22 protein-coding genes are annotated in these 24,079 nt (G+C 72.0%); 9 read left to right on the forward strand and 13 right to left on the reverse strand.

Annotated features, from left to right (window positions below; all coding sequences use genetic code 11):
- Positions 1 to 19: 19 nt before the first annotated feature.
- The 3 genes from QIY60_RS26995 to QIY60_RS27005 all read right to left on the reverse strand — a co-directional run bounded on the left by QIY60_RS26995 (position 20) and on the right by QIY60_RS27005 (position 4,208).
- The gene (locus QIY60_RS26995) at positions 20 to 1,396 is read right to left on the reverse strand and encodes a cysteine desulfurase (RefSeq protein ID WP_283144773.1); all 1,377 of its coding nucleotides are present in this window, start codon (positions 1,394 to 1,396) and stop codon (positions 20 to 22) included.
- Positions 1,383 to 2,768: a family 2B encapsulin nanocompartment shell protein gene (locus QIY60_RS27000; RefSeq protein ID WP_283144774.1), complete on the reverse strand. Its 1,386-nt coding sequence runs from the start codon at positions 2,766 to 2,768 to the stop codon at positions 1,383 to 1,385. Before QIY60_RS27000 ends, QIY60_RS26995 begins: the two co-directional genes overlap by 14 nt.
- A gap of 330 nt (positions 2,769 to 3,098) precedes the next feature.
- Positions 3,099 to 4,208, reverse strand: a complete 1,110-nt coding sequence (locus QIY60_RS27005) for an alpha/beta hydrolase family protein (RefSeq protein ID WP_283144775.1) — start codon at positions 4,206 to 4,208, stop codon at positions 3,099 to 3,101.
- A gap of 210 nt (positions 4,209 to 4,418) precedes the next feature.
- Between QIY60_RS27005 and QIY60_RS27010 the strand changes: the two genes are divergently transcribed.
- Positions 4,419 to 5,045, forward strand: a complete 627-nt coding sequence (locus QIY60_RS27010) for an LAETG motif-containing sortase-dependent surface protein (RefSeq protein WP_283144776.1) — start codon at positions 4,419 to 4,421, stop codon at positions 5,043 to 5,045.
- A gap of 179 nt (positions 5,046 to 5,224) precedes the next feature.
- Here QIY60_RS27010 and QIY60_RS27015 read toward each other — a convergent pair whose 3' ends face one another.
- The gene (locus QIY60_RS27015; RefSeq protein WP_283144777.1) at positions 5,225 to 6,592 is read right to left on the reverse strand and encodes an ROK family transcriptional regulator; all 1,368 of its coding nucleotides are present in this window, start codon (positions 6,590 to 6,592) and stop codon (positions 5,225 to 5,227) included.
- Positions 6,593 to 6,838: 246 nt separating this feature from the next.
- Positions 6,839 to 7,318, reverse strand: coding sequence for an NUDIX domain-containing protein (locus QIY60_RS27020; protein WP_283144778.1), 480 nt, complete (start codon positions 7,316 to 7,318; stop codon positions 6,839 to 6,841).
- A gap of 119 nt (positions 7,319 to 7,437) precedes the next feature.
- Here QIY60_RS27020 and QIY60_RS27025 point away from each other — a divergent pair, with 119 nt between their 5' ends.
- Positions 7,438 to 8,607 carry a phosphodiester glycosidase family protein gene (locus tag QIY60_RS27025; RefSeq protein ID WP_283144779.1) on the forward strand — a complete coding sequence of 390 codons (1,170 nt, stop codon included), beginning with the start codon at positions 7,438 to 7,440 and terminating at the stop codon, positions 8,605 to 8,607.
- Positions 8,608 to 8,625: 18 nt separating this feature from the next.
- Here QIY60_RS27025 and QIY60_RS27030 read toward each other — a convergent pair whose 3' ends face one another.
- Positions 8,626 to 9,402, reverse strand: coding sequence for a GNAT family N-acetyltransferase (locus QIY60_RS27030; protein WP_283144780.1), 777 nt, complete (start codon positions 9,400 to 9,402; stop codon positions 8,626 to 8,628).
- A gap of 145 nt (positions 9,403 to 9,547) precedes the next feature.
- Here QIY60_RS27030 and QIY60_RS27035 point away from each other — a divergent pair, with 145 nt between their 5' ends.
- Positions 9,548 to 10,678, forward strand: coding sequence for a sensor histidine kinase (locus QIY60_RS27035; RefSeq protein WP_283144781.1), 1,131 nt, complete (start codon positions 9,548 to 9,550; stop codon positions 10,676 to 10,678).
- A gap of 22 nt (positions 10,679 to 10,700) precedes the next feature.
- Positions 10,701 to 11,369: a response regulator transcription factor gene (locus QIY60_RS27040; protein ID WP_283144782.1), complete on the forward strand. Its 669-nt coding sequence runs from the start codon at positions 10,701 to 10,703 to the stop codon at positions 11,367 to 11,369.
- A gap of 102 nt (positions 11,370 to 11,471) precedes the next feature.
- Here the strand turns inward: QIY60_RS27040 and QIY60_RS27045 are convergent, their stop codons facing one another.
- The 6 genes from QIY60_RS27045 to dhaK all read right to left on the reverse strand — a co-directional run bounded on the left by QIY60_RS27045 (position 11,472) and on the right by dhaK (position 16,897).
- On the reverse strand, positions 11,472 to 11,906 hold the full coding sequence (locus QIY60_RS27045) for a MarR family transcriptional regulator (RefSeq protein ID WP_283144783.1): 435 nt from the start codon (positions 11,904 to 11,906) through the stop codon (positions 11,472 to 11,474).
- Positions 11,907 to 11,966: 60 nt separating this feature from the next.
- Complete coding sequence (locus tag QIY60_RS27050; protein ID WP_283144784.1) at positions 11,967 to 12,518, reverse strand: PadR family transcriptional regulator; 552 nt, start codon at positions 12,516 to 12,518, stop codon at positions 11,967 to 11,969.
- Between the two features lie 48 nt (positions 12,519 to 12,566).
- Positions 12,567 to 14,588 (reverse strand): NADPH-dependent 2,4-dienoyl-CoA reductase, encoded by a 2,022-nt coding sequence (locus QIY60_RS27055; RefSeq protein ID WP_283144785.1) that lies wholly within the window; start codon positions 14,586 to 14,588, stop codon positions 12,567 to 12,569.
- 191 nt (positions 14,589 to 14,779) lie between these two features.
- Positions 14,780 to 15,232 carry a PTS fructose transporter subunit IIA gene (locus QIY60_RS27060; RefSeq protein WP_283144786.1) on the reverse strand — a complete coding sequence of 151 codons (453 nt, stop codon included), beginning with the start codon at positions 15,230 to 15,232 and terminating at the stop codon, positions 14,780 to 14,782.
- A complete protein-coding gene (dhaL, locus tag QIY60_RS27065; RefSeq protein WP_283144787.1) occupies positions 15,229 to 15,825 on the reverse strand; it encodes a dihydroxyacetone kinase subunit DhaL in 597 nt (198 codons plus the stop codon). The genes QIY60_RS27060 and dhaL overlap by 4 nt, the downstream gene beginning before the upstream one ends.
- Before the next feature lie 79 nt (positions 15,826 to 15,904).
- Positions 15,905 to 16,897, reverse strand: a complete 993-nt coding sequence (gene dhaK / locus QIY60_RS27070; RefSeq protein WP_283144788.1) for a dihydroxyacetone kinase subunit DhaK — start codon at positions 16,895 to 16,897, stop codon at positions 15,905 to 15,907.
- Between the two features lie 218 nt (positions 16,898 to 17,115).
- Between dhaK and QIY60_RS27075 the strand changes: the two genes are divergently transcribed.
- Complete coding sequence (locus tag QIY60_RS27075; RefSeq protein WP_283144789.1) at positions 17,116 to 18,870, forward strand: adenosine deaminase; 1,755 nt, start codon at positions 17,116 to 17,118, stop codon at positions 18,868 to 18,870.
- A gap of 185 nt (positions 18,871 to 19,055) precedes the next feature.
- On the opposite strand, the gene QIY60_RS27080 is transcribed toward QIY60_RS27075, so the two are convergent.
- Positions 19,056 to 20,507 carry a multicopper oxidase domain-containing protein gene (locus QIY60_RS27080; protein ID WP_283144790.1) on the reverse strand — a complete coding sequence of 484 codons (1,452 nt, stop codon included), beginning with the start codon at positions 20,505 to 20,507 and terminating at the stop codon, positions 19,056 to 19,058.
- Between the two features lie 510 nt (positions 20,508 to 21,017).
- Between QIY60_RS27080 and QIY60_RS27085 the strand changes: the two genes are divergently transcribed.
- The 4 genes from QIY60_RS27085 (at position 21,018) to QIY60_RS27100 (ending at position 23,937) form a co-directional block, all read left to right on the forward strand.
- A complete protein-coding gene (locus QIY60_RS27085) occupies positions 21,018 to 21,260 on the forward strand; it encodes a hypothetical protein (protein ID WP_283144791.1) in 243 nt (80 codons plus the stop codon).
- A gap of 61 nt (positions 21,261 to 21,321) precedes the next feature.
- Positions 21,322 to 22,569, forward strand: coding sequence for a flotillin family protein (locus tag QIY60_RS27090; protein WP_283144792.1), 1,248 nt, complete (start codon positions 21,322 to 21,324; stop codon positions 22,567 to 22,569).
- 117 nt (positions 22,570 to 22,686) lie between these two features.
- Positions 22,687 to 23,145 (forward strand): luciferase family protein, encoded by a 459-nt coding sequence (locus tag QIY60_RS27095; RefSeq protein WP_283146089.1) that lies wholly within the window; start codon positions 22,687 to 22,689, stop codon positions 23,143 to 23,145.
- Between the two features lie 156 nt (positions 23,146 to 23,301).
- Entirely contained in the window at positions 23,302 to 23,937 is a 636-nt protein-coding gene (locus tag QIY60_RS27100; protein WP_283144793.1) for a hypothetical protein, read from the forward strand.
- Positions 23,938 to 24,079: the final 142 nt, after the last annotated feature.

Raw genomic sequence — 24,079 nt, forward strand, 5'->3', positions numbered from 1 at the left:
ACCTGTTAGCGGTTGTCCGTCAGCCGGACGCCAGTTGGAGCTGACGCAACGACGCCACCAGCTGGTCCACCTCCTCCGACGTGTTGTAGAGCGCCAGCGAGGCACGGGCCGCCGACTCCAGTCCGTAGTGGGCGAGCGCGGGCTGCGCGCAGTGGTGGCCCGCGCGGATGGCGATCCCGTCGCGGTCCAGCCAGTCGGCGACGCTCGCCGGGTCGTGGCCCGCCAGCGTGAAGGTCAGCACCGCGATCCGGTCGGGTGCGGCCCCGACCAGCTCCAGTCCGGGCACCGTGGCCATGGCCTGCTGGGCGTACGCCATCAGCCCTTCCTCGTACGCCGTGATCGCGTCCCGGTCGAAGGAGCCCAGCCAGTCAAGGGCGGCAAGCAGCCCCACCACACCGCCGATGTTGCCGGTGCCGGCCTCCATGCGGTGCGGGACCGGCGCGAAGGTGGTGAGGCCGAAGTCCACCGAGTCGATCATGTTGCCGCCGCCCTGCCAGGGCCGCATCTCCGCGAGCACCTCCGGCTTGGCGTAGAGGGCGCCGATGCCGGTCGGGGCGAACAGCTTGTGCCCGGAGAACGCGTAGAAGTCCGCGTCCAGGTCCTGCACGTCGACCGGGAAGTGGGCGACCGCCTGGGCCCCGTCCACCAGCACCTTCGCCCCGTACCGATGGGCGAGCGCGGTCATCTCCTTCACCGGCGGGACGGTGCCCAGGACGTTGGAGGCGTGGCTGAGCGCGACCAGCTGAGTCCGCGAGGAGAGCAGGTCCGCGTACGCGAACTGGTCGATCTCCCCCTCCGGCGTCAGCGGAACCGGCACCACCCGGGCCCGGGTCTCCTTGGCGATCATCTGCCAGGGGACGATGTTGGAGTGGTGTTCGAGGACCGGTACGAGGATGTCGTCGCCGGGCCCGAGGTTGTCCCGGCCCCAGCTCTGGGCGACCAGGTTGACCGCCTCCGTGGTGCCGCGCACGAACACGATGCTGTCGGGGTCGGGCGCCCCCAGGAACCCGGCGACCGCCGCGCGCCCCGCCTCGTACGCCTCGGTGGCCTCGCGGGCCATGGTGTGGGCGCCCCGGTGGATGTTGGAGTTGGCGGCGCTGTAGTACGCGCCGAGCGCCTCGATGACCTGGCGGGGCTTCTGCGTCGTCGCCCCGTTGTCCAGCCAGACCAGCGGGCGGCCGTTGACCGTGCGGTGCAGGATCGGGAAGTCCTGGCGGGCCGCCTCGGCCGAGTAGGCACCCGGCACCGAGGGCCGCCGGGGGAGCCCCGGCTGTCCGGGTACCGCAGGCGGTTCGGGGGCGGCCGGCTGCTCGGTCGGGGCGCCCTGCTGGGGCATCGCGGGCAGCCCCGTGACCGGCACCGACGGCACCTGCCGTGTGAGGTCAGGAATAGTCATGGTAGTTGGACACCTCGACGTTCTGGAGCACGGCGACGGCGTCCTCCACCAGGACGGCCGTGTTGAAGTACGCGGTCATCAGGTACGAGGTGATGCCCTTCTGGTCGGTGCCCATGTTCCGCATCGCCAGACCGGGTTCGACCTCGTCCTGGACGCTGGACGGGCGCAGCCCGACCACGCCCTGCTCGGCCTCGCCCATCCGCATCAGCAGGATCTCGGTCGTGCCGGAGCCCATGCCGCCCGTGAACCGGACCTTGTCCGACGGCAGCAGCGGCACTCCGCGCCAGGTGATCAGCGGGCTGCCGAACCGGGTGTCGACGACCGGGGGCACGCCCCGCCGGGTACATTCACGGCCGAACGCGGCGATCGCCCGGGGGTGCGCGAGGAAGTACCCGGGCTGCTTCCAGACCTTGGCGAGCAGCTCGTCGAGGTCGTCCGGAGTGGGCGAGCCGGTGCGGGCCTGGACGCGCTGGCCCGCCGAGACGTTGTTGAACAGGCCGAACTCCGGGTGGTTCAGGAGCGCCGCCTCCTGCCGCTCGCGCAGCGCCTGGACGGTGAGGTTGGACTGGGCGCGGGTCTGGTCGATGGGCCCGTTGTAGAGGTCCGCGACGCGGGTGTGGACGCGCAGCACCGTCTGCGCGAGCGTCATGTGGTACTCGCGCGGCGCGTCCTCGTAGTCGACGAACGTCCCCGGCAGGTCCGGCTCGCCCACATGGCCCGAGGACAGGTCCACCGGCACCTCGGCGCCCGGCACCATGTGGTTCCCGGCGGCGTAGTCGTCCATCGCGGCCCGGACCCCCGCGTCCCGGTCGGTCAGGGCGGCGAGCGCGCTGCGCTCCGCGACCAGGGCCACGCCGGGCGTGAGCGCCTGCACGCGGTACGGCATCGGCTCGGACCGGGTCCAGCTGTCGAGGTCGAAGAACTGGCCGTCGCCTATGACTTCGATCAGCGCCTCCTCGCCGTACCGGCCGGTCATGCGCTTCTCGGCGCGGCCGCGCACGATCACCCACAGCCGGTCGGCCGGGTCGCCGCTCTGCATCAGGACCTGTCCGGACTCGAAGGAGACCTCGGTGAAGGCGCCGGCCAGTTCGGTCAGGAGCGCGTCGTCGGCGTCGCGCAGATACGGCATCTCGCGCAGGTCGCCGGGGACGACGTGGTGGGTGCCGTCGTTGTCCGCGTACGTGGTGATCCGGTCGTCGCCCAGGACGAAGGTGCGGCGGCGGTTGACGCGGTACACCCCGGACTCGACGTCCACCCAGGGCAGGGCGCGTAACAGATACCGGGGAGTGATGCCGCGCATCTGCGGCGTGGTCTTGGTGGCGTTCGCGAGTTGCCGTGCCGCATCCGGGCTGAGGGACATCCGGTCGTTCACCACAGGAACCTCCTCGAAGACATGAGCGTCGGCCGCCTGGACGGCTGTCGCACAGGAACGAGGACCGATCGTCTGCTTGTCCCCGGGGGGTCCACAAGGCGCCATTGACGGGGGCGCAGAGCCGCCCGGCCTGAAACCGTCCATTCAGTCAATGGATTCCTGAAATGGAATGGGAGATTCTCTCGGCGGCCTGCCTGGTGGCCACCGTCCGGGCGTGATTGGGGCACCTTTCCCGGGTCCTTTGAAGGAAATTCAACTCCCCCGGAAAAGGCGCGATATGGCCCAATGGTGACGCTATGAGCTCCTGAAAGGCCCGCTTATGCTGGCCATTTACGGTGTGGGCGATCCCCAGCCATTGGGGCACTGCGCGGGCGCGGTCCCGTAGGCGAGTGCCACAAAGTCCTTCAGCTCCCCGGTCCAGTACTGATAGCTGTGTTCTCCGGGCCCGGTGCAGTAACGGTGCCGGGTGGGGCGGCTGTCGAGGTTCTCGTGCAGCGTGCGGTTCCAGCCATAGATGTCGGTCTCACCGCTCCCGTTCGCACCGCCCGCGTACAAGGCGAGCTTTCCGTTGTAGCCGCTGTACGCGTCGTTCAGAGCGAGACTCGCGGGAGTGACGGAGGGCCAGCCGCTCCGCGGGCCGAACACCGTCTCCATCCGGTACAGCGTGTCTCCGGTGACGCGGTACAGCGGATTCAGCAGCCCGGTCCAGCCGATCGCCGCACCCGCCTGCCACATGGAATCCGCGATGGTCTTCTGGGCGTTGGCCTGATACAGATCGGTGCCCCCGGAAAAGGCGCCGACCGCCGAGAACAGCTCGGGGTGGCGGCCGCCGTAGCGCAGTGCCCCGTACCCGCCCATGGAGGCCCCGGCGATCGCCCGGCCGGAACGGTCCTTCACCGTGGCGAAGTTGGCGTCGATCCACGGGAGCAGCTGCTCGACGTGGAAGGTCTCCCACTGCGGGGCGAAGTGCCCGTCGGTGTGCCCGGCCCAGTCGCTGTACCAGCCCGCCCGGCCGCCCTCCGGCATCACCACGATCCCGTCGAACGCCGTCCCGGCCAGCGTCGCCGCCACGTTCCCGGAGTCCGACTGCGACCACTGCTGGAAGTCGCCGCCCCCGCCGTGGAGCAGATACAGCACGGGGTACGGCCTCGCCGGGTCGCTCCGGTACCCGGCCGGCAGATAGATCCGCACCGTGACCGGGACCTGGACCGGGCTGATCCAGGGGGTGCCGCCGCGCGGGGTGAAGACCGCGCCGGTGGTGAAGGTCGCGTCGGCCATCCGGCCGCCGTACCCGGCGACGGCCGACCAGCTCTTCAGGGTCAGGCCATGCGCATTCGGCTGCGGAAGGGCCGGGAGGGCGGTCGCGGCCGGTGCCGGTGCGGCGGCGCCCGCCCCGGCGGCCGGGACTCCCAGGGCGAGCGCGGCCGTCGCGGCGATCACCCCAACTGCCCTGAAAAACAAGGATGTTCGTCTCATTCGGTCCCCATGTGTGGTGAGCGTGACAACGGTGGCGCGTGTATAGCACGGGGTGGCCCGTCGCGAACAGGACAGGTGAAGTGAGTGATGTGGGGGACTGCTGCTCGGCCCTGGGACGGGAGCGGTACTGTGCGCGCACCGTCAGTCCGGCGGTGCGGAACAGTGGAGGATTCTGTGACCGTAATCAGAGGAACGGGGCGTCGTCGTGGAGCGCTGATAGGGGCAGCCGCTGCGGGCCTCATCGGCGTCGGTCTGACCGCGGTGCCCGCGCAGGCCCACACCCCGGTGTGGAAGGTGACCTGCTCGGCCGTCACGGTGGACCTGACCAGGTACTCCGACGAGGCCACCAACACGGTGACCATCAAGACGGCGGACGGCAAGGACCTGCTGCCCACCGAGCAGTTCAAGGGAGAGTTCCACAAGAACCTCAAGCTCCCCGCCCACGACAAGGAGCTCACGCTCCACCTCATCGTGAAGGCGGGTGACGGCGACCAGTACTCGCGCGACGAGACCAAGACGTCCCCCGTGTGCGACACGGTGCCGCCGACCAAGCCCACCCCGTCGGGCAAGCCGTCCAAGCCCTCGAAGCCGACCCCGACCCCGTCGGCCAAGCCCAGCGAGCCCGCCCCCGCGCCCAGCACGTCCGCGCCGGCGGCCCCCGCCCCGGCGCCGAGCCCCAACCTGGCCGAGACCGGCTCGTCGAGCTCCACCCCGCTCGTCGCCGGTATGGGCGGTGCGGTGCTCGTCGCGGGCGCCGGCATCGTCTGGGCCGCGCGCCGGCGCCGCACGGCCCGGCACTGAACCACTCACCCCGTGGCGACCGCGCCGGAGACCCGACCGGTCTCCGGCGCGGTCGCGCGTCACAAGGGCGGGTGCTCGACGAACAGGCCCGCGGCCGGGACGCCGTCGCCGACGTGATGGCGCGGGGCGCCTGCCGGGTGCTGGTGGTACGGGAGTCGGCCTGAGCCCGTCCTCCGCGGTCAGCGTGCGGCGCGCTCCTCGACCGAGGCCCGCCAGCCGGGCTGCTCGGGGATGGCGGGCCCCTCGTCGGCCGGTGCGCGGCGGCCGCCGCGCGCGAAGAAGTCGGCCAGCGGCAGGGTCGCGGCGCCGACCGTGACCGCGTCCGGGCCGAGCCGCCCGAGCTCGATGGTGACGCGCTCGGCGGGGTGCCGCAGGGCATAGGCGGTGGCGTGCGCGCGCACCGACTCCAGGATGTACGGGCCGAGTTGGAGCCCGGCCCAGCCGCCGATGAGGATGCGCTCGGGGTTGTAGAGGTTGATGAGGTCGGAGAGCCCGGCGCCGAGGTACTCGGCGGTCTCGTCGAGCACGGCCCGCGCGACGGGGTCGTGGGCGGGGCGGCCTTCGCCCCGTCCGGCAGGGACGTCCGCCTCGGCGCCGCCCTCCGTCACGGCCTCCGGATACGCCGCCGCCACCAGCTCCGACACGGCCGTCTCCTCCTCGATGCCGTCCGGCAGGGCGGCGCCCGCCTCGCGCCAGCGCGCTACCAGCGCCTCCGCCCCCGTGTACGCCTCCAGGCAGCCCGGCGCGCCGCACCGGCAGCGGCGGCCGCGTACATGGACCGTGGTGTGGCCCCACTCCGCGGCGCTGCTGTGCGCGCCCCCGTAGATCTGCCCGTCGGAGACGATGCACGCGCCGACGCCCGAGCCGAGCAGCACGATCACCGCGTTCTCGGCGCCGCGCCCGCCGCCGAACCACATCTCGGCCTGGCCGAGCGTCTTGGCGCCGTTCTCCACGAAGAGGCGGACGCCCGGCGGGAGTTCGGTGGCGAGCGCGGTGCGCAGCAGGGCCTCCAGCGGGACCGCGTCCCAGCCGATGGTCTGCCCGTGCACGACGGCGCCCTCGGCGCCGCTGCGGTCGACGATGCCCGGGACCCCGACGCCGATCCCGAGCAGGCGCTCGGGCGCCAGGGCGGCGTCGCGGAGCACGGCGGCCACCCCGTCGCGGATGAGCCCGACGATGTGGTCCACGTCGTAGCCGCCGGTCTCCAACGGCAGCTCCGCGCGCGCCAGTTCGCTCATCACCAGGTCGAAGATCTCGACGCGGACGCGGGTCTCGCCGACGTCCACTCCGATGAGGTGGCCGCTGTCGGGGGTGACCCGGAGCAGGGTGCGCGGTCGGCCGCCGTCCGATTCGACGACCCCGGCGTCCTCCAGGAGCCCGTCGGCGGCGAGCTCGGTGACCACGTTGCTGATGGAACCCGAACTCAACCCGGTGGCGGGGCCGAGCTCTTGACGGCTCGTCGGACCGTCGAAATACAACCGGTGCAATACCGCGGTCCGGTTGTCCCGCCGCAGGTCACGAACGGTTCGTCTGTTCGGCATGGCCATATGGCTCCCTCCCCGCGTGCAACATACCGTCGCGCGGGGCCTTGGCGCGACCTTCTCTCGGGCCTTAACCCACGTCCTAAATTAAGGCGTGAGTCCGTTCAGGGCCTGAACGCAACCTGCTCTGGAACCCCACCACCTCTGGAACCCCGGAAAGGGGCGATCCCGTCATGCGCGGACTCCGAGCCGCAGCCGCCTTCGCGACCGTCACCGCTCTCGCCGCCGTGCCCCACGCGCGGCCTGAGCCCGTCAGGTCCGCCCGGACTCCTGGAGGTGCGCGGCCAGCCGGTCGAGGAAGACCCGCTGCCCGGCCACCAGCCGGGGCGACGCGTCCTCGGGCGCGAGCCAGGCGACGCGGTCCAGCTCCGGGAACTCCCGCTGCATGCCGGAGCCCCGGGGCCACTCCATGGTGAAGGTGCCGGGCACCACGCCCGCCAGGTCGAGGTCGGCCTCGACCGCCCAGACCGTCACCACCTTCCCGTTGGCCTGCCGCGACTCACCGAGCGGCACCGGGGTGCCGTCGGGGGCGGGCAGTCCCAGCTCCTCCTCGAACTCGCGCAGGGCCGCCGCCTGAGGCGTCTCCTCCGGGCCGTACTCGCCCTTGGGGATCGACCAGGCCGCCTCGTCGCGGCCGGACCAGAACGGGCCGCCCATGTGCCCGATCAGCACTTCGACGCCGGTCGGTGCGGTCCGGTAGAGGAGGAGCCCCGCGCTGCGTTTCTCGGCCATGGCGACCAGTGTGCGGGCTGATTGGGCTCCGGGCGATCAGGTTATAGCAGAAAGAAGTCCTCTATCTGGGCATTTTGGATACGTGTCCGCCCGGAACCACGCCTCGGAGAGGGAGCGCCATGGCCAGTCGCCGGCTGCTGCCGTGGAGACACCGCCGCGATCTGACGCCGCCCCGGCGGCGCCGGCGCCGCCTCGCTGTCCGGTCCACGCTGGCGGTGTGCGTGCTCGGCGCCGGGACCGCGGGCTGGTCGGTGGGCGAGGCGCTGACCTATCCGGGTGACGACGGCACGGCGGCGCGCCTGGCGGGCTGGGCCCGCGAGCACGAGCTGGGCTTCGTCGTCGACAAGCTGGAGAACCTCCAGTACGAGATGGACCCGCCGAAGGTCGGCGGGTCGCTGCCGAGCGAGTCGCTGGCGCGGATGCGCGCGGCGGCCGTGGCCCCACCGGTCGCGGCGCGCGGCGGCCTGCCCCTGCGGGCCCCGATGCGGCCGCCGGTCGCCCCGGCACTGCCGGGCGAGGGCGTCTGGCGCGCACTGGTCGCGGCCCACGGCCGCCCGATCGTGCAGGGTACCTATGTGCGCCCCGACGCCGCCCACACCTCGTACGAGGCGGCCGTCGCCTGGATCAGCGCCAAGGACTCCCGCTTCCGACTGCACCCCGGACTGCGCGAGCCGGGCGGGTCCTTCGCCGTCCCGCCCAGCATCCCCAAGGGGCAGCGCACCGGTCTGGTGGCGTCCTGGAACGGCGGCTTCAAGATCACCGACGGGGGCTCACGAGGCGGTTTCTACCTCGCAGGGAAGACCGCCGGCGAGCTCCGCGACGGCGCCGCCTCCGAGGTCTTCCACCGCGACGGCTCGATCCGCATCGGCCTCTGGGGCCGGGACGTGCGGATGACGCCGGAGGTCGTCGGAGTGCGCCAGTGCCTCGACCTGATGGTCGACGGCGGCCGGGTGGTGCCCGACATCGACAACGACTCCAAGTGGGGCGCCACCGACCAGAGCAGGATGTACGTGGCGCGCTCCGGCGTGGGCGTCACCGCCGAGGGCGATGTGATCATGGTCGTCGGCCAGGCCCTGTCGGCCCGTACGCTCGCCGAGCTGATGGAGCGCGCGGGCGCGGTCCGCGCGATGCCCCTCGACATGAACCGCGCCTGGCCGTCCTTCATGAGCTACGACGGCAGCCGCACCCCGGACGACCCCGTGCCCACCAACATCCTGGACTTCGAGAACCCTCCGGAGCGCTACTACACCCAGGCCACCCGCGACTTCGTCGCCGTCTACGCCCGCTGACCCCAACGGGCGCCCCGGCTACGGCTGGTGGACGTACGGCGTGGTCGTGCTCAGCCGGGCGAAGCCCAGGCGGTGCAGGATCGGGGCACTCTGGTCCGAGGCGTCGACCTGGAGGAAGCGGTAGCCGCGCTCGACGGCGACGCGGGCGCGGTAGGAGACCAGCGCCCGGTAGATGCCCTTGCCGCGCCAGGCCTCGGCGGTGCCGCCGCCCCACAGCCCGGCGAACTCCGTCCCCGGAATGAGCTCCATCCGGGCCGCGGACACCGGCACCCCGTCGGCCATCGCCACCACCGCGACCAGGGTCTCGGGGGCCTCGGCGAGCTGGAGCTCCATGCCCCGGGCGATCCGGGACGAGTCCTTGCCGAACGCCTGCTCGTGGACGGCCGTCATCAGCGCGACCCCAGCCTTGTCGGTCACCGGCACCAGCTCGACGCCCTCGGGCAGCGCCACCGCACCCATCTGGTCCTCGGCCTCCGCGACCATCAGGGCCTCGGCGGGCTCGGCCGTGAACCCGGCCGCCAGCAGCCGCTCGCCGAGGTCGCCCGGGGTGTCGTGCGCGTACAGCTTCCACTCGAACTCGCGCTCCAGCGCGGCGAAGTGCCGTACCTGCTCGGCGATCTCGCGGTCGGCGCACTCCTCGTCGAGGTCCGACCAGAGGATGCCGTTCCAGGCGGGATCCGGTCCCACCAGCCGGACGACCCGGCCCGCGCGCTCGACCCGGGTGCCGGGGCCGTCGGGCGGCGAGGTCTCGCGCATCTGCCGGTCGAACAGGGCCAGCACTTCTTCGTTGTCCATGCGCCCACTCCAACATCGGCGGGCGGCTGTGACAAACGGGTTTCGGACCGCTCCGGAAGGAGTGGATCCGTCTACAACTCCTGCGGTAGTCCGTGCACCGCAACTGGTTGACGCCGCTCGTCTGACCTGCAATTAAGCTGCGGTAATGCGGATCCGCCCCGTTGCCGCCGATGTGTTCATCGCGCTGGCACAGACGTGTGTCGCCGTGCTCCTTGGCCGCGAGGCGTCCAGCCAGGGGCAGCCCCCGCTCGACCTGGCCGGATACGCGCTCGCCGTGGTCATCAACATGGCGTGCGCGTTCCGTTCCAAGGCGCCGGTGGGCGTGTGCCTCTTCGTCATCGCGACGTGGACGCTCTACATCGCGCTGGGGAATTGGCCGGTCGTGGGCACGTACGGCGGGATGATCGCGTGTTATACGGTCGCCGCCACCCGCCCCGCCCGCACCTCCGTCAGCTGCGCCGGGATTCTCGGCGCGATCTGGCTGTTCGCGGGGTTCCGGGCCGGGAGCGACTCCATGCCGTCCGTGGTCGTCCAGGCCCTCGCCGTCCCGGCCGTCATCTGGCGGTTCGGCCGGGTGGCCCGCCGCTCCACCAAGCTCGCCGACCAGCTCGCCAAGGAGCAGGAGGCCCGGGCCCGGCGCGAAGTGGCCGAGGAACGCGGCCGTATCGCACGGGAGTTGCACGACATCATCGCCCACCACATGTCGGTGATATCGGTCCAGTCGGGTCTGGCCCGCTTCGTCTTCGAGTCCGATCCGCCCACCGCGCGCGGGGCGCTCGGCACCATCTCGGCCACCAGTCAGGAGGCCCTCGAAGAGCTGCGGCGCATGCTGCACGTCCTGCGCGCCGAGGACCTCGACGGCGAGCCGTCGGCCCCGATGCCGGGCCTGGGGCGCCTCTCGGACATGGTGGAGCGGCTGCGGGCCGGCGGACTGCCGGTCGAACTGCGGGTCGAGGGGCAGGCGCGGACGCTGGCGCCCGGCGTCGACCTGTGCGCGTACCGGGTGGCACAGGAAGCGCTCACCAATGTCCTGAAACACGCGCCCGGCGCACGGACGACCGTGGAAGTCTCTTACGAGCGGAACCATGTCTCGCTCGCCGTCGTGAACGAGGGTACGAGAGTGAATCCGGTCAGAAACCGATCGGGTAGTGGACACGGGTTGATCGGAATGCGGGAGCGGGCCAAGCTCTACGGCGGCACGATCAGTACCGGCCCGAGGAGCGAGGGAGGCTTCGAGGTCCGGCTGCTCCTGCCGACCTCGGCCCAGCCCGTATGACACAGGGGGAAGACGCGCTGCGATGACCAGGGCACTCGTGGTCGACGACCAGTTCCTCGTACGTGCCGGTCTCGTCGCGCTGCTGAGAGCGGCGGGCATCGACGTCGTCGGCGAGGCGAGCGACGGCGAGGAGGCGGTCGCCCAGGCGGCGCGGACCCGCCCCGATGTGATCCTGATGGACATCCGGATGCCCGGGATGAACGGCATCGCCGCCACCGAGCGGATCCTCGCGGACGCCGAGGACCCGGCGCCGCGCATCCTGATCCTCACCACGTTCGACCTCGACGAGTACGTGTACTCCGCGCTGCGGGCCGGTGCCTCGGGGTTCCTGCTCAAGGACTCGGGGCCGGAGCGGCTGCTCACGGCGGTCGCGGCGGTCGGCGGCGGCGACACCCTCTTCGCGCCGAGCGTCACCCGGCGCCTGGTGGAGGCCTTCGCGCGGCCCGTCGAGCATGCGCCGCACTTCGCGGCGGATCTGGCGGTGCTCACCGCCCGCGAGACGGAGGTCCTCAAGCTCACCGCGCGCGGCCTGTCGAACCTGGAGATCTCCGACCACCTCTTCATCAGCGAGGCGACGGTCAAGACCCATCTGAACCGGGCCATGAGCAAACTGGACCTCGCCAGCCGGGCCCAGGCGGTGGTGCTGGCGTACGAGTCGGGGCTGGTCACGCCGGGTGGCGGAGCGCGCTGAGCTCCGCTGGAAGCGTCTGGAAGCGTCGGGATTCGGCTGCGGGCCGTGCGTGGCTGGTCGCCCAGTTCCCCGCGCCCCTTATGGGGCGCCTCGCCGAGCGCGTCAACCGGCCTCGGGCGCCGTGCTGTTGTAGCGGAGCAGGTACGCGGCGAACCGGTCGAGGTCGGACTCCTCCCAGTCCGCGAGGCGCTCGTGGAAGGCGTGCCGCCGCAGCACCGCCGCCTCGGCGAGCTTCTCGGTGCCGGCGGCGGTGAGGTGGAGCAGCTGGATGCGGTGGTCGGCCGGGTCGGTGCGGCGCTCGATGAACCCCAGCTTCTCCAGGGTCGCGATCTGCCGGCTGATCGTCGACTTGTCGAGCATGTAGTACGCGGCGAGGTCGGTCGCGCGGCACCCCCGCTGGTCCTCCATGTGGGACAGCAGCGTGAAGGAGACCAGCGACAGCTCCGGGTGCATCCGCGCGGCGGCGGCCCGGGCGCGGCGGGCGAACGCGGTCAGTTCCCGCTGGATGGTGGTGACCGACTGGTCTCGGCTGGGCACGACTGGTCCTCTCACTGGCTAGTTGCATAATACAACGCCAGTGCGGGCGGTGCTCGTCCGTCACCCGGGGCCGGGCCCGTCCTCCCCGTCCACCGTATCCAGCGCCTGCGTCAGCCAGCGGATCCAGAACGTCTCCAGCTCGATGCCGCCGCGCAGCACGAGGTGCCGCAGCCGGTCCTGCTCGCTGTCCCGCTCCGGCGGGAAGTCCCGCCGCTCGATCCCCTCGTACATCTCCAACTGCCGCTCGTGCAGATCGAGATGGCGGCGCAGCTCGGCGGCGAGCCCGTCCGTGCCGACCACCGCCGCCGCCCGCATCCGCAGCAGCAGCGGGTCCCGCATGGGGCGCGGGTCCTGCCCGGCGGCCGCCCACGCGGCGAGCTCCGCGCGGCCCGCGGGCAGGACCTCGTACTCCTTCTTCTGGCCGCGCGCCGGGGCCTCGGACGGCAGTGCGCGGATGGCCCCGGACTGCTCCAGCTTGCCCAGCTCGCGGTAGATCTGCTGGTGCGTCGCGGACCAGAAGAAGCCGAACGACCTGTCGAACCGGCGGGTCAGCTCCAGCCCCGACGAGGGCTTTTCGAGCAGGGCGGTCAGGATCGCGTGCGGGAGGGACATGACCGCATCCTAGATTCCGCCGCGCCGCCCGATGCCGTCAGCGTGCCGTCAGAGGGCCGCCGCCAGCCTGGTGCCCTGGTCGATGGCGCGCTTGGCGTCCAGCTCGGCGGCCACGTCCGCGCCGCCGATCAGGTGCACGGTGGCGCCCGCCGCCGTCAGCTCCTCGTACAGGTCGCGGCGCGGCTCCTGCCCCGCGCACAGGACCACGGTGTCCACCGGCAGCACGGTGGAGGTGCCGTCGACGGTGATGTGCAGCCCGGCGTCGTCGATCCGGTCGTAGCCGACGCCCGGCACCATCGTCACGCCCCGGTGCTTGAGCTCGGTGCGGTGGATCCAGCCGGTGGTCTTGCCCAGGCCCGCGCCGACCTTGGAGGTCTTGCGCTGGAGCAGGTGCACCGTGCGCGGGGGCTTGGGCCGCTCCGGCGCGCGCAGCCCGCCGCGCTCCTCGTACGAGGTGTCGACGCCCCACTGCCGGAAGTACGTCTCGGGGTCCAGGCTCGCCGCGTCGCCGCCGTCGGTCAGGAACTCGGCGACGTCGAAGCCGATGCCGCCCGCGCCGACGATCGCCACGCGCTCGCCGACCGGCGCGCCGTCGCGCAGCACGTCCAGGTAGGTGAGGACGCTGGGGTGGTCGGAGCCGGGGATCTCGGGGGTGCGGGGCGTCACGCCGGTGGCGACGACGACCTCGTCGTAACCGCCCGCGGAAAGCTCCTCGGCGGTCGCCGTGGTGTTCAACCGGACCTCTACGCCGCGGAGTTCCAGCTGCGTACGGTAGTAGCGCAGCGTCTCGTCGAACTCCTCCTTGCCGGGGACCCGCTTGGCGATGTTCAGCTGGCCGCCGATCTCCGCGGCCGCGTCGAAGAGGGTCACCGCGTGGCCGCGCTCGGCCGCCGAGACCGCGAAGGCGAGCCCGGCCGGGCCCGCGCCGACCACGGCGAGGCTCTTGCGGCGCCTGGTGGGGGAGAGGACCAGCTCGGTCTCGTGGCAGGCGCGCGGGTTGACCAGGCAGGAGGTGATCTTCCCGCTGAAGGTGTGGTCCAGGCAGGCCTGGTTGCAGCCGATGCAGGTGTTGATGGTCTCGGAGCGCCCGGCGGCCGCCTTGGCGACGAACTCGGGGTCGGCCAGGAACGGCCGCGCCATCGACACCATGTCAGCCCGGCCCTCGGCGAGCAACCGCTCGGCCACTTCCGGGGTGTTGATGCGGTTGCTGGTGATCAGCGGGATGGAGACGGACCCCATCAGCTTCTTGGTCACCCAGGTGTACGCGCCGCGCGGCACCGAGGTCGCGATGGTGGGGATGCGGGCCTCGTGCCAGCCGATGCCGGTGTTGATGAGGGTCGCCCCGGCCTCCTCGATGGCCTTCGCGAGCGTGACGACCTCCTCCAGAGTGGAGCCGCCGGGCACCAGGTCCAGCATGGAGAGCCGGTAGATCAGGATGAAGTCCGCGCCGACCCGCTCACGCGTACGGCGGACGATCTCGACGGGGAAGCGCATCCGGTTCTCGTACGAGCCGCCCCAGCGGTCGGTGCGCCGATTGACGGCGCCCGCGATGAACTCGTTGATCAGATAGCCCTCGGAGCCCATGATCTCGACGCCGTCGTACCCGGCGGACTTGGCCAGCTCGGCCGCGCGGACGAAGTCCTCGACGGTCCGCTCGACCTCGTCGTCGGTCAGGGCGTGCGGCACGAAGGGGCTGATGGGGGCCTGGAGCGCGCTCGGCGCCACCAGGTCCTGGTGGTAGGCGTACCGGCCGAAGTGCAGGATCTGCATCGCGATCCGGCCGCCCGCCGCGTGCACCGCGTCGGTGACCGTGCGGTGCTGGGCGGCCTCCGCCTCGGTGGTGAGCTTGGCGCCACCCTCGTACGGGCGGCCCGCGTCGTTCGGGGAGATGCCGCCGGTGACCATGAGGCCGACCCCGCCGCGCGCCCGCTCGGCGTAGAACGCCGCCATCCGCTCGAACCCGTTCTCGGCCTCTTCGAGCCCGATGTGCATGGACCCCATCAGTACCCGGTTGGGAAGGGTGGTGAAGCCGAGGTCGAGGGGGCTCAGCAGGTGGGGGTAGTCGCTCATCGGGGCGCCTCCAGGTACGGCGGTGTCGTCGCTCCAGTTGTAGAGCACGGGGCGCGCTTGTGCAACAAGTTGCATAAAGGTCGTGGGCGGCCTCTTGACCGCTTGCCGTCCGGACGCCCGAGGGCCCGGCGGGAACGTCCCGCCGGGCCCTCGCGCACGTGCCGCGGATCACACCCCCTCGGCGGCGCGGATCACACCTTCCGGTAGCCGTACGCCTCCGAGGCCGCCGCCTCCACCGCGTCCAGGTCCGCCCCGGCCGAGGCGGTCACGACGGCCGCCACCGCGCCCTCGACGAAGGGGGCGTCGACGAGCCGCGTCCCCGCCGGGAGCTCGTCGCCCTCGGCGAGCAGCGCCTTCACGGTGAGCACCGCGCTGCCCAGGTCCACCAGGACCGCCACGCCCGCGCCCCGGTCGACGGCGGCCGCCGCCTCCGCGATCAGCTCGGAGCTGGTGCCGAGGCCGCCGTCGGGGTCGCCGCCCGCGGCCGCGACGGGAGCGGTCCCACCCCCGCCCGCGAGACCGGTCGCGAGCGCGGCGACGGCGGCGGCGACCTCCGCGCTGTGCGAGACGAGCACGACCCCGACGAGCCCGTCGGCCTCGCCGGTGTGCGCCGGGCGGGCTGCCTCGCCCGCGCTCCCGCTCACGCGGCGGCCTCCTGGAGCGCCGCGACGAGCAGCGCCGCCGAGGTCGCGCCCGGGTCCTGGTGGCCGATGGAGCGCTCGCCCAGATAGCTGGCCCTGCCCTTGCGGGCCCGGAGCGGTACGGTCGCGAGCGCCCCGGCCTCCGCCGCCGCGCCCGCCGCCGCGAAGGACTCCCCGAGCGCCTCGACGGCCGGGAGCAGCGCGTCCAGCATCGTCTTGTCCCCGGCGACGGCCCCGCCGAGCTGGGCCACCGCCGCCACGCCCTCGCCCAGCGCCGTGGCGAGCTCCTCGCGGCTCACCTCGGCCCGGTCGCCGAGCGCCTTTCCGGTGCGGCGCAGCAGCGTCCCGTACAGCGGTCCGGAGGCGCCGCCCACGGTCGAGATCAACTGCCGCCCGGCGAGGGCGAGTACGGCGCCCGGCGTGTCCGGGGCCTCCTTCTCCAGGACGGCGGTGACGGCGGTGAAACCGCGCTGGAGGTTGGCGCCGTGGTCGGCGTCGCCGATGGCCGAATCCAGTTCGGTCAGCCGCGCAGCCTCCCGGTCCACGGCCGAGGCCGTCACGGTCATCCAGCGGCGGAAGAAAGCGGCGTCGAGCACGGGCCCTCCTTGAGGTGTACGGACTTGAGGTGCAGGGACTCGAGGCGTACGGACGGAACGCGGAGCCGGGGCCACGGGGTCAGCAACCCCACCGCAGCGCGGGCGTGTTCACCGGCGCGTCCCACAGCCGCAGCAGCTCCTCGTCGGCCTGACACAGCGTCACCGAGCAGCCCGCCATGTCGAGGGAGGTCACATAGTTGCCCACGAGCGTGCGGGCCACCGGGACGCGCCGCTCGGCCAGCACCCGGTGCACCTCGGCGTTGAACCCGTACAGCTCCAGGAGCGGTGTCGCCCCCATGCCGTTGACCAGGAGCAGTACGGGACTCGACGGCTTGAGGTCCTCCAGTACGGCGTCCACGGCGAAGTCCGCGATCTCCCGGGAGGTCATCATGGGCCGCCGCTCGCGCCCGGGCTCGCCGTGGATGCCGACGCCGAGCTCCAGCTCGCCGGGCGGCAGATCGAAGGTGGGGCCGCCCTTGGCGGGGGTGGTACAGGCGCTGAGCGCGACGCCGAAGCTGCGCGAACTCGCGTTCACCCGGCGGGCGATCGCCTCGACTCGCTCCAGGGGCGCGCCCTCCTCGGCCGCCGCGCCCGCGATCTTCTCCACGAAGAGGGTGGCCCCGGTGCCGCGCCGCCCGGCGGTGTACAGGCTGTCGGTCACGGCGACGTCGTCGTCGACGAGCACCTTGGCGATCTGCACGCCCTCGTCCTCGGCGAGCTCCACGGCCATGTCGAAGTTGAGCACGTCACCGGTGTAGTTCTTGACGACGAACAGCACCCCGGCCCCGCTGTCCACGGCGGCCGCGGCCCGCACCATCTGGTCCGGCACGGGCGAGGTGAACACCTCGCCGGGACACGCGGCGGCGAGCATCCCGCGCCCCACGAACCCCCCGTGCAACGGCTCGTGCCCCGACCCGCCCCCGGACACCAGCCCGACCTTCCCGGCGAACGGCGCGTCCCGGCGCACGATCACCCGGTTCTCCACGTCGACGGTCAACTCCGGATGCGCGGCCGCCATCCCGCGCAACGCGTCGGCGACGACGGTTTCGGCCACGTTGATCAGCATCTTCATGGGTGCCTCCGGGTGATGTCAGCGGAAGTGGCGGCGGCCGCCGGCGCGGTGTTCACCGGCCGGGAACGCGGATCACCGTAGCCACTGCCGGGCTCCCCGGCGCGGGACGACTGTCGCGTGTCGGCCACACGGGGGCCTGTCGTGCGCGCGTCGGGCGGTTCGGGTGTGCCCCCGTAGTGAGTATGGGGCCGGAAGTGGGGGAGGGAGAGGGACAGGTCATGGAGAAGAGGCTGCGGCTCCGGTGGTCGGTGCTGGCCGGGACGACCGCGCTCGGGCTGGCTGTGGGCGTGCTGCCGGGGGCGGCTGCCGCCGGACCGGACCGCGTGAGCGTCAGTGGTGGCACCGGACAGAGCGGGACCGAACAACGCCGGATCCAGAGCAGGAGCGAACAGGGCCAGCCCGAAAAGGGCCAGGCAGAGCCGAGTCGGACCGGGCCCGGCCGGGCCCAACCCCGCCGTATCCAAACCCAGTTGGAGCGCGCCGCCCGCACCCCTGCCGATCTCACCCGCCTCCTGCGCGACCTGCCCAAGGGCGGTGACCTCCACCATCACCTCGGCGGTGCCGTCCGCGCGGAATCCCTCATCGGTTACGCCGCCCGCGACCGCAAGTGCATCGACACCACCACGTACGTCGTCACCCCCGGACCCCAGCCGTGTGCCGCCGGGCAGCGGCCCGCCCAGGACGCCGCGCGGCCCGGGCCGTTCCGTCGCGCGGTCGTCCGGGCCTGGTCGATGCGCGGGTTCGTCCTGCCGCCCGACGGCGACCCGCAGCCCGGTCACGACCACTTCTTCGCCACCTTCGGGAAGTTCGCGGAGGCCGAGGCGGGCCACGATGCCGACATGCTGGCCGAAGTGGCCCGGGACGCCGCGCGGGAGCGGACCGCCTATGTGGAGACGCTGGTGACCGTGGCGGCCGGGCCGCTCCAGCGGCTGGCCGACCGGGTGCATCCGGCGGACCCCGGCCCGTCCGGCCTGGCGGAGTTCCACCAGGCCCTCACGCGTGATCCCCGGTTCCAGGAGATCGTCGAGGAGGCCGCGGCCGCCTACGACCAGAGCTTCCGCGACTACCGCGAACTCCTCGGCTGCGACCGCGCGCCCGCACCGCAGGCGTGCTCCGTCGTCATCCGGTTCGACTACCAGGTCGGCCGCGCCCAGGCCGCCCGCCATGTCTTCGCCCAGCAGATCCTCGGCTTCGAACTCGCCCGTCGCCGGATCGGCCGTGTCGTCGGCGTCAACATGGTCCAGCCCGAGGACGCCCCGATCGCCCTGCGGGACTACACCCTGCACATGAAGATGATCGGCTTCCTCAAGTCCCGGGCCCCGTCCGTGCACGTCAGCCTGCACGCCGGTGAGCTGGTCGAGGGCCTGAACGGGGTCGGCGGCCGCGATCTCACCTTCCACATCGCCCAGGCCGTCGACGTGGCGGGTGCCGACCGCGTCGGGCACGGTGTCGATCTCCTCGGTGAGCGTCGCCACCAGGCCCTGGCCGCCCGGATGCGCAGACGGCACGTCCTCGTCGAGGCTCCCCTGATCAGCCACGCCCAGATCCTGCGGGTGGGCGGCGACCGGCACGCCCTGCGCACCTATCTCGACGCCGGCGTGCCCCTCGCCCTGGCCACCGACGACCCGGGCGTCAGCGGGAGCAGCCTCACGGACGTCTTCCGACTGGCCGTCACCGACCACCATCTGGGCGTCGAGGAGCTGCGCACCTCCGCGCGTGCCTCGCTGGACCACGCCTTCGTCGAGGGGGCGAACCTGTGGCGGGAGCAGGACCGGTACGACACCTTCGCCGCGCCCTGCCGGAACGACACCCCCGACCCGGACCACCGGCCCGGTGCCGTATGCCGGACGTTCCTGGCCGCCAGCCCCAAGGCCGCCCTCCAGTGGCGGCTGGAGACGGACTGGCGAGCGTTCGCGCGCCGCTCTGCGCACGCGACTGCGCTCGTACCGTCAACTCAGGCCGTAGCAAGGTGAAATGGGCGGACGGCGGGCGGACCCGGTGAACCGGATCCGCCCGCCGTCCTGACCGCGCCGCGGCCCGCTGCCCCTCCGGGCTGCCTGGCGGGGGCGCAGGAGCCAGCAGGGGGCGGGGTCGCGACACGGCCGTACCAGGGGGGCGGGGAGGCCCTGGAGCGTCCCCGCTGCTGGGTGACGGGCCGTCAGACGACTTCCATCGTCGCCATCATGCCCATCGCCGCGTGGTCGAACATGTGGCAGTGGTAGACGTACTTGCCGCGGTAGCCGGTGAAGGTGGCCTGCACCTTCACCTTCTCGCCCGGCATCAGCCGGACCGTGTCCTTGAGCCCGGTCTCGGGTCCGGACGTCACCGGTACGCCGTTGCGCTCCAGCACCCGGAACTGGACCAGGTGGATGTGGAAGTTGTGCGGCACCCGCTGGTTGACGTTGCTGACCGTCCACACCTCGGTGTCGCCGTACTTGATGGTGGTGTCGACGCGGTTGCCGTCGTACACCTTCCCGTCGATGTACCCCATGCCGTCCGCGACGCCCTCGTCCACGCGCAGGACCACATCGCGGTTGACCGTCGGCGTCGGCAGCGCGGGCAGCGTCCGCAGCTTCGCCGGGACCCGGCTGTAGTCCGCGGCCGTCCGGGTCACCCGGAACTGGAGCACCGGCGTGGGGGGCACGCCCGTGGGCACGTTCTCCGTGTTGACGATCTCCAGGGTGGTGCCCACCGGGTACTTGGAGAAGTCGATGACGACGTCGGCGCGCTCGCCGGACGTGATCGAGATCTTGTCGGTGGTCACCGGGGCCTCCAGCAGGCCGCCGTCCCCGCCGATCTGCTGGACGGTCGAGCCGTCCGACAGCTTCAGGGTGAAGAACCGCATGTTGGCCGTGTTGTACAGGCGGAAGCGGTACTTGCGCGCCGCGACCTCGAAGTACGGCCACGCCTTGCCGTTGGCGAGGATGACGTTGCGGCCCCGGAAGTCGTTCATCTGGTAGATGAGCTGCCCGGTGTCGTCGAAGCGGGCGTCGCGGATGGCGATCGGGATGTCGTACGCGCCCGACGGCAGGCCAAGGGCCTTCTCCGGCAGGTCCATCAGCGTGTAGAAGCCGGTCAGACCGCGGAAGACGTTCTCCGACTCGACGTGGTGCGCGTGGTCGTGGAACCACAGGTTCGCGTTGGGCTGGCTGTTCGGGTAGGTGTAGGTCTTCTCGCCGCCCGGCTGGATGAGGTCCATCGGCGTACCGTCGCTGGACTCCGGGACGTGACCGCCGTGCAGGTGGATCGAGACCGGCGTCGGCAGGTTGTTCTTCTGCGTCACCACCACGCGGTGGCCCGAACAGGCCTTGATCCACGGGCCGGGGAAGTGGCCGTCGAAGGTGCGGACGGTGGTCTGCTTGCCCGGGATGATCTCGGTCTGGACCTCTTGCATCTCAAAGCTGTAGTACGACGTCGTGCCCGATATGCGGTCCGGCTTCAGGGTCTCCGGGACCGGCATCTCCTGGGCGAACTTGGGGATGGTGGTCGGGTCGATGTCGGTCGCCTGAGCCTGCGCCTCGCTGCTCAGGGCCGGAATCAGCAGTCCCGCGCCCCCCACGGCGCCGGTGAGCGCGACGCCGGCCTTCATCGCATTTCTGCGTGTGATCATCAAGAACTCTCCCAGCGAGAACATGCTGAGGACGCCCCCGCGGCGTCCTGGCAGTGATCGTGCGGGCGGCGTGCGGGCACACCCGCAGGCGCCGCCGGCCCGTCACGCGGTCCGGCGAGTGGATCGGCTCGCCGCCGCCTGACCGGCAGTCCCGGGGAACAGCCCCACCTCGTTCATGAAGCTCGGCCTCGGGGTGTCGCATGGTGCTTCGGCGCCCTTCCGGGGTGGGGCCCGGCGCGACGCAGTAGATCTTGCCCCTCAGTCTCCCGGCGGCCCTCTGGCCGAACAAGACACTCTGGTTTCAGGGTTGTGTCAGATTTCGCAAATTACTTGCCGGTTGTGTAGGGCATCTGGCATCCGAACGTCAGACTCCGTCAGGCACCCGAGGATGGGCTGTGCGGGGGCGGGGAGCTATCGTCAGAAGTCCGGATCGGTCGCGCGTCCGGAACCTGTGGGCGGCCCCGGACCGTAGAGGGCCGGTTCCGCGGTGACAAGGGGGGCGGTCGAGCCATGGAGCAGGACGATGCCGTGATCGGCTGCACCGGCGAAGTGCTGATCGGCACCCGCGGCTCCGGTGGCCCCGGCGAGGTGCTGGTACGGGTCCGGGGCGGTTCGGAGACCTTCCTCGCCTGGTCCGAGGAGCCCCTGCCGCGCGGGGCGAGGGTCCTGGTCGTGGAGTCCCGTGGCACGCGTCAGGTCGACGTCATCGAGTGGGCCGACCCGCTGGACGAGCTGGGCCTCGGCACCGGCTGAATCCGTTCGGCCCCTCGGGACCGCTCATCAGCACAGCAAGCAACAGACAAGGGAGACCCAGATGTTCGGTTACCGCGTGCCCGCCCCGGACGAGGCGATGCTCATCTCCGGCGGCAGACGAGGCCTCGGGGGAGCGCCGTTCCGGGTGGTGACCGGGCACGGCAAGTTCGTGCTCCCGATCTTCCGCAAGACCCGGTTCCTCACCCTCGCGATGTGCGAGTCCGAGGTCACCGAGACCTGTGTGACCAAGCAGGGCATCGCGCTCACCGTACGGGCCGTCATCGCCTTCAAGGTCGGCAACGACAACGAGAGCATCGTCAACGCCGGTCAGCGCTTCCTCTCCGACCAGGACCAGATGTCGGTGCTGACCGGCCGGATCTTCGCCGGTCATCTGCGGGCGATCATCGGCTCGATGACCGTCGAGGAGATCGTGACCGAGCGCCAGAAGCTGGCCGCCGAGGTCCTGGACACCTCGAAGTCGGAGATGGCGAAGATCGGTCTGATCGTCGACTCGCTCCAGATCCAGTCGATCGACGACGGCGACACCGGCTACATCGAGGCGATGTCGGCCCCGCACAAGGCGGCCATCCAGCGCCAGGCCCAGATCGCCCAGGCGCAGGCCACCCAGGCCTCGGTCGAGGCCGAGCAGGTGGCCGCGCGCAACCAGGCCGAATACGCCCGCCAGACCGCCGTCGTCAAGGCCGAGTACTCGGCCGAGGTCGACCGCGCCCAGGCCAAGGCCGCCCAGGCCGGCCCGCTCGCCCAGGCCCACGCCCAGCAGGAGGTCCTGGCGGCCCAGACCGAACTGGCGCTGCGCCAGGCCAAGTTGCGCCAGCAGCAGCTGGTGGCCGAGATCGTCAAGCCCGCCGAGGCGGAGGCCGAGCGGATCAGGGTGCTGGCCGTGGCCGAGGCCGAGCGGATGAAGATCCAGGCCGAGGCGGCCGCCTCGTACGACCGGGTCGCGCTCGACCGGATGCTGATCGACCAGCTGCCGCAGATCGTCAAGGAGGCGGCCGGCGGCCTCGCGGGCGCCAACGTCAACGTGCTCAACGGGGCCGACGGCCTCGGCGAGATCGCGGCGGGCCTGGTCGGTCAGGGCCTGACGATCCTCGACTCCGTACGGCAGAACCTGAGCGGATCCGGCCAGACGCAGGGCGGACGCGACGGCTCCGCCAAGGGGAGCGGGCTGCTGGAACTGCAGAGTTACCTCGGTGCGGCCGAGAAGGGTGCGCAGGAAGAGGGGCGGGCGTCGACGGACGGGGGCACCTCGCAGGCCAGGACCGGCGACGGTCCGGTCACCCTGGACTGATTCCGCCCCACCCCCTTCGGACACGGATTGGTCAAGCGGCCCACGAGAAGGGTGACAGGGGTGTCCGGCGGGTGAATCGTGCGCGAGGATGGGGTTATGACCGCGGCCCATCGCGCCATGGCTCAGTTGGAGACATGGCCGAATCTGGTAAGTGGCCCGCCCCGGTGCGCCGTTGGGCAAGCCTTCCGCACGACGGAGTACGAGGTGGTGCACTTCCACTCCGACTACGCCGCCGATCTGCATCTCACCCACACGGCGATAGAGCGGCTGCTGCCCGAGCTCCGGCGCAGCAGCGCGATCCGGGTGACCCCCGGATCCGCCTGGCTCACCGTGCTCCTGGACTGCGACGCGGACGTGGAGCTGCTGCTGAGTCTGGTGAGCGTGGCACTGAAGGCACACGGCGACGCCCGGCCGCGCCACCCGGGCGCGCCGTGCGAGTGGTACGGCTCGGCCGTGCCCTCCCCGCGCGCCGCGGTCGGGGCGGTGGCGGTGTCCGCCGCCACCCCCCACGGTCTGGTCCCCGCCGCCCGGCGTGCGATGGGCCGCCTCATCCCGCACGGCCACCGGTCGGGCTGACACCCCTGGGCTCCCCCCAGTAGTCGGTGCGAACGGGCATCGGGTTCCGGCGAGTCGGTGTGGCCTGGATCACGCACCTTTTCAGGGCGGAATCGGCGGATCAATGTGCGAACCCGCCGGTGGAACGCCCGGGGCGGATGCGAGGATGAGCGCGCCATGACTGCCGGAGACTCTTGCCGCACTGTGCGGGCCGCGATGTTCGCGGCCCTCTGTGTGCTGCTCACCGCGCTCGGGCACGCCCTCATGTCGGATGCCCCGGTGCCCTGGTGGGCCCTGGGCTGCGGCTTCGTCGCGACCGGTGCCACGGCGTGGGCGCTGGCCGGGCGCGAGCGCGGGTTCGGAGCGGTCGTGGCCGTCGCCGTGGGGGCGCAGGCGGTGCTGCACGAGCTGTTCTCGTGGGCCCAGGCCACCGCGCGCCCTGCCATGCCGCCCATGGACATGTCGATGAGCGGGATGCACATGGGGCAGATGAGCCACATGGGCTCCATGGACCACGACATGGCCGGTATGCCCCTGGGGATGTCCTCCACCGGCATGCTCGCCGCCCACCTCCTCGCCGCACTGCTGTGCGGCCTGTGGCTCGCGCACGGCGAGCGCGCGGCCTTCCGGATCCTGCGGGCCTTCGCCGGCTGGCTCTTCGCCCCGCTGCGCCCGACCCCGCTCTCGGCCGTGCCGCCGCGGCCCCCGCGCCCGCGCGCCCGCCCGGACCGTACGGTCCGCACGCCCCGGCAGCTCTTCCTCGTCCACGCGATCACCTCACGGGGTCCGCCCGCCGGGACCGCTGTCGTCTGACGACAGCCGGTTCCCCGCGGCGTCCCCGGAGTCCTCTCTCCGGCGCCCCGGGCATCGGCCGCACGCCTCCGTGCCGCCGTACCCCTTCACCGGACCCGCCCGCTCCGCGGGCCGTTCCGGATCCCGGATTCCCGAGAAGGAC

Origin of the sequence: Streptomyces sp. BPTC-684 (genome assembly GCF_030028635.1) — a bacterium.
GTDB lineage: Bacteria > Actinomycetota > Actinomycetes > Streptomycetales > Streptomycetaceae > Streptomyces > Streptomyces noboritoensis.

What these genes read in the sequence shown, in the direction of transcription:
- QIY60_RS26995 (WP_283144773.1), bottom strand. Translation starts at nt 1,396, where the DNA reads ATGACTATTCCTGACCTCACACGGCAGGTGCCGTCGGTGCCGGTCACG.
- QIY60_RS27015 (WP_283144777.1), bottom strand. Translation starts at nt 6,592, where the DNA reads ATGGCCATGCCGAACAGACGAACCGTTCGTGACCTGCGGCGGGACAAC.
- QIY60_RS27020 (WP_283144778.1), bottom strand. Translation starts at nt 7,318, where the DNA reads ATGGCCGAGAAACGCAGCGCGGGGCTCCTCCTCTACCGGACCGCACCG.
- QIY60_RS27025 (WP_283144779.1), top strand. Translation starts at nt 7,438, where the DNA reads ATGGCCAGTCGCCGGCTGCTGCCGTGGAGACACCGCCGCGATCTGACG.
- QIY60_RS27030 (WP_283144780.1), bottom strand. Translation starts at nt 9,402, where the DNA reads ATGGACAACGAAGAAGTGCTGGCCCTGTTCGACCGGCAGATGCGCGAG.
- QIY60_RS27035 (WP_283144781.1), top strand. Translation starts at nt 9,548, where the DNA reads ATGCGGATCCGCCCCGTTGCCGCCGATGTGTTCATCGCGCTGGCACAG.
- QIY60_RS27040 (WP_283144782.1), top strand. Translation starts at nt 10,701, where the DNA reads ATGACCAGGGCACTCGTGGTCGACGACCAGTTCCTCGTACGTGCCGGT.
- QIY60_RS27050 (WP_283144784.1), bottom strand. Translation starts at nt 12,518, where the DNA reads ATGTCCCTCCCGCACGCGATCCTGACCGCCCTGCTCGAAAAGCCCTCG.
- QIY60_RS27055 (WP_283144785.1), bottom strand. Translation starts at nt 14,588, where the DNA reads ATGAGCGACTACCCCCACCTGCTGAGCCCCCTCGACCTCGGCTTCACC.
- dhaK (WP_283144788.1), bottom strand. Translation starts at nt 16,897, where the DNA reads ATGAAGATGCTGATCAACGTGGCCGAAACCGTCGTCGCCGACGCGTTG.
- QIY60_RS27075 (WP_283144789.1), top strand. Translation starts at nt 17,116, where the DNA reads ATGGAGAAGAGGCTGCGGCTCCGGTGGTCGGTGCTGGCCGGGACGACC.
- QIY60_RS27080 (WP_283144790.1), bottom strand. Translation starts at nt 20,507, where the DNA reads ATGATCACACGCAGAAATGCGATGAAGGCCGGCGTCGCGCTCACCGGC.
- QIY60_RS27085 (WP_283144791.1), top strand. Translation starts at nt 21,018, where the DNA reads ATGGAGCAGGACGATGCCGTGATCGGCTGCACCGGCGAAGTGCTGATC.
- QIY60_RS27090 (WP_283144792.1), top strand. Translation starts at nt 21,322, where the DNA reads ATGTTCGGTTACCGCGTGCCCGCCCCGGACGAGGCGATGCTCATCTCC.
- QIY60_RS27095 (WP_283146089.1), top strand. Translation starts at nt 22,687, where the DNA reads ATGGCTCAGTTGGAGACATGGCCGAATCTGGTAAGTGGCCCGCCCCGG.
- QIY60_RS27100 (WP_283144793.1), top strand. Translation starts at nt 23,302, where the DNA reads ATGACTGCCGGAGACTCTTGCCGCACTGTGCGGGCCGCGATGTTCGCG.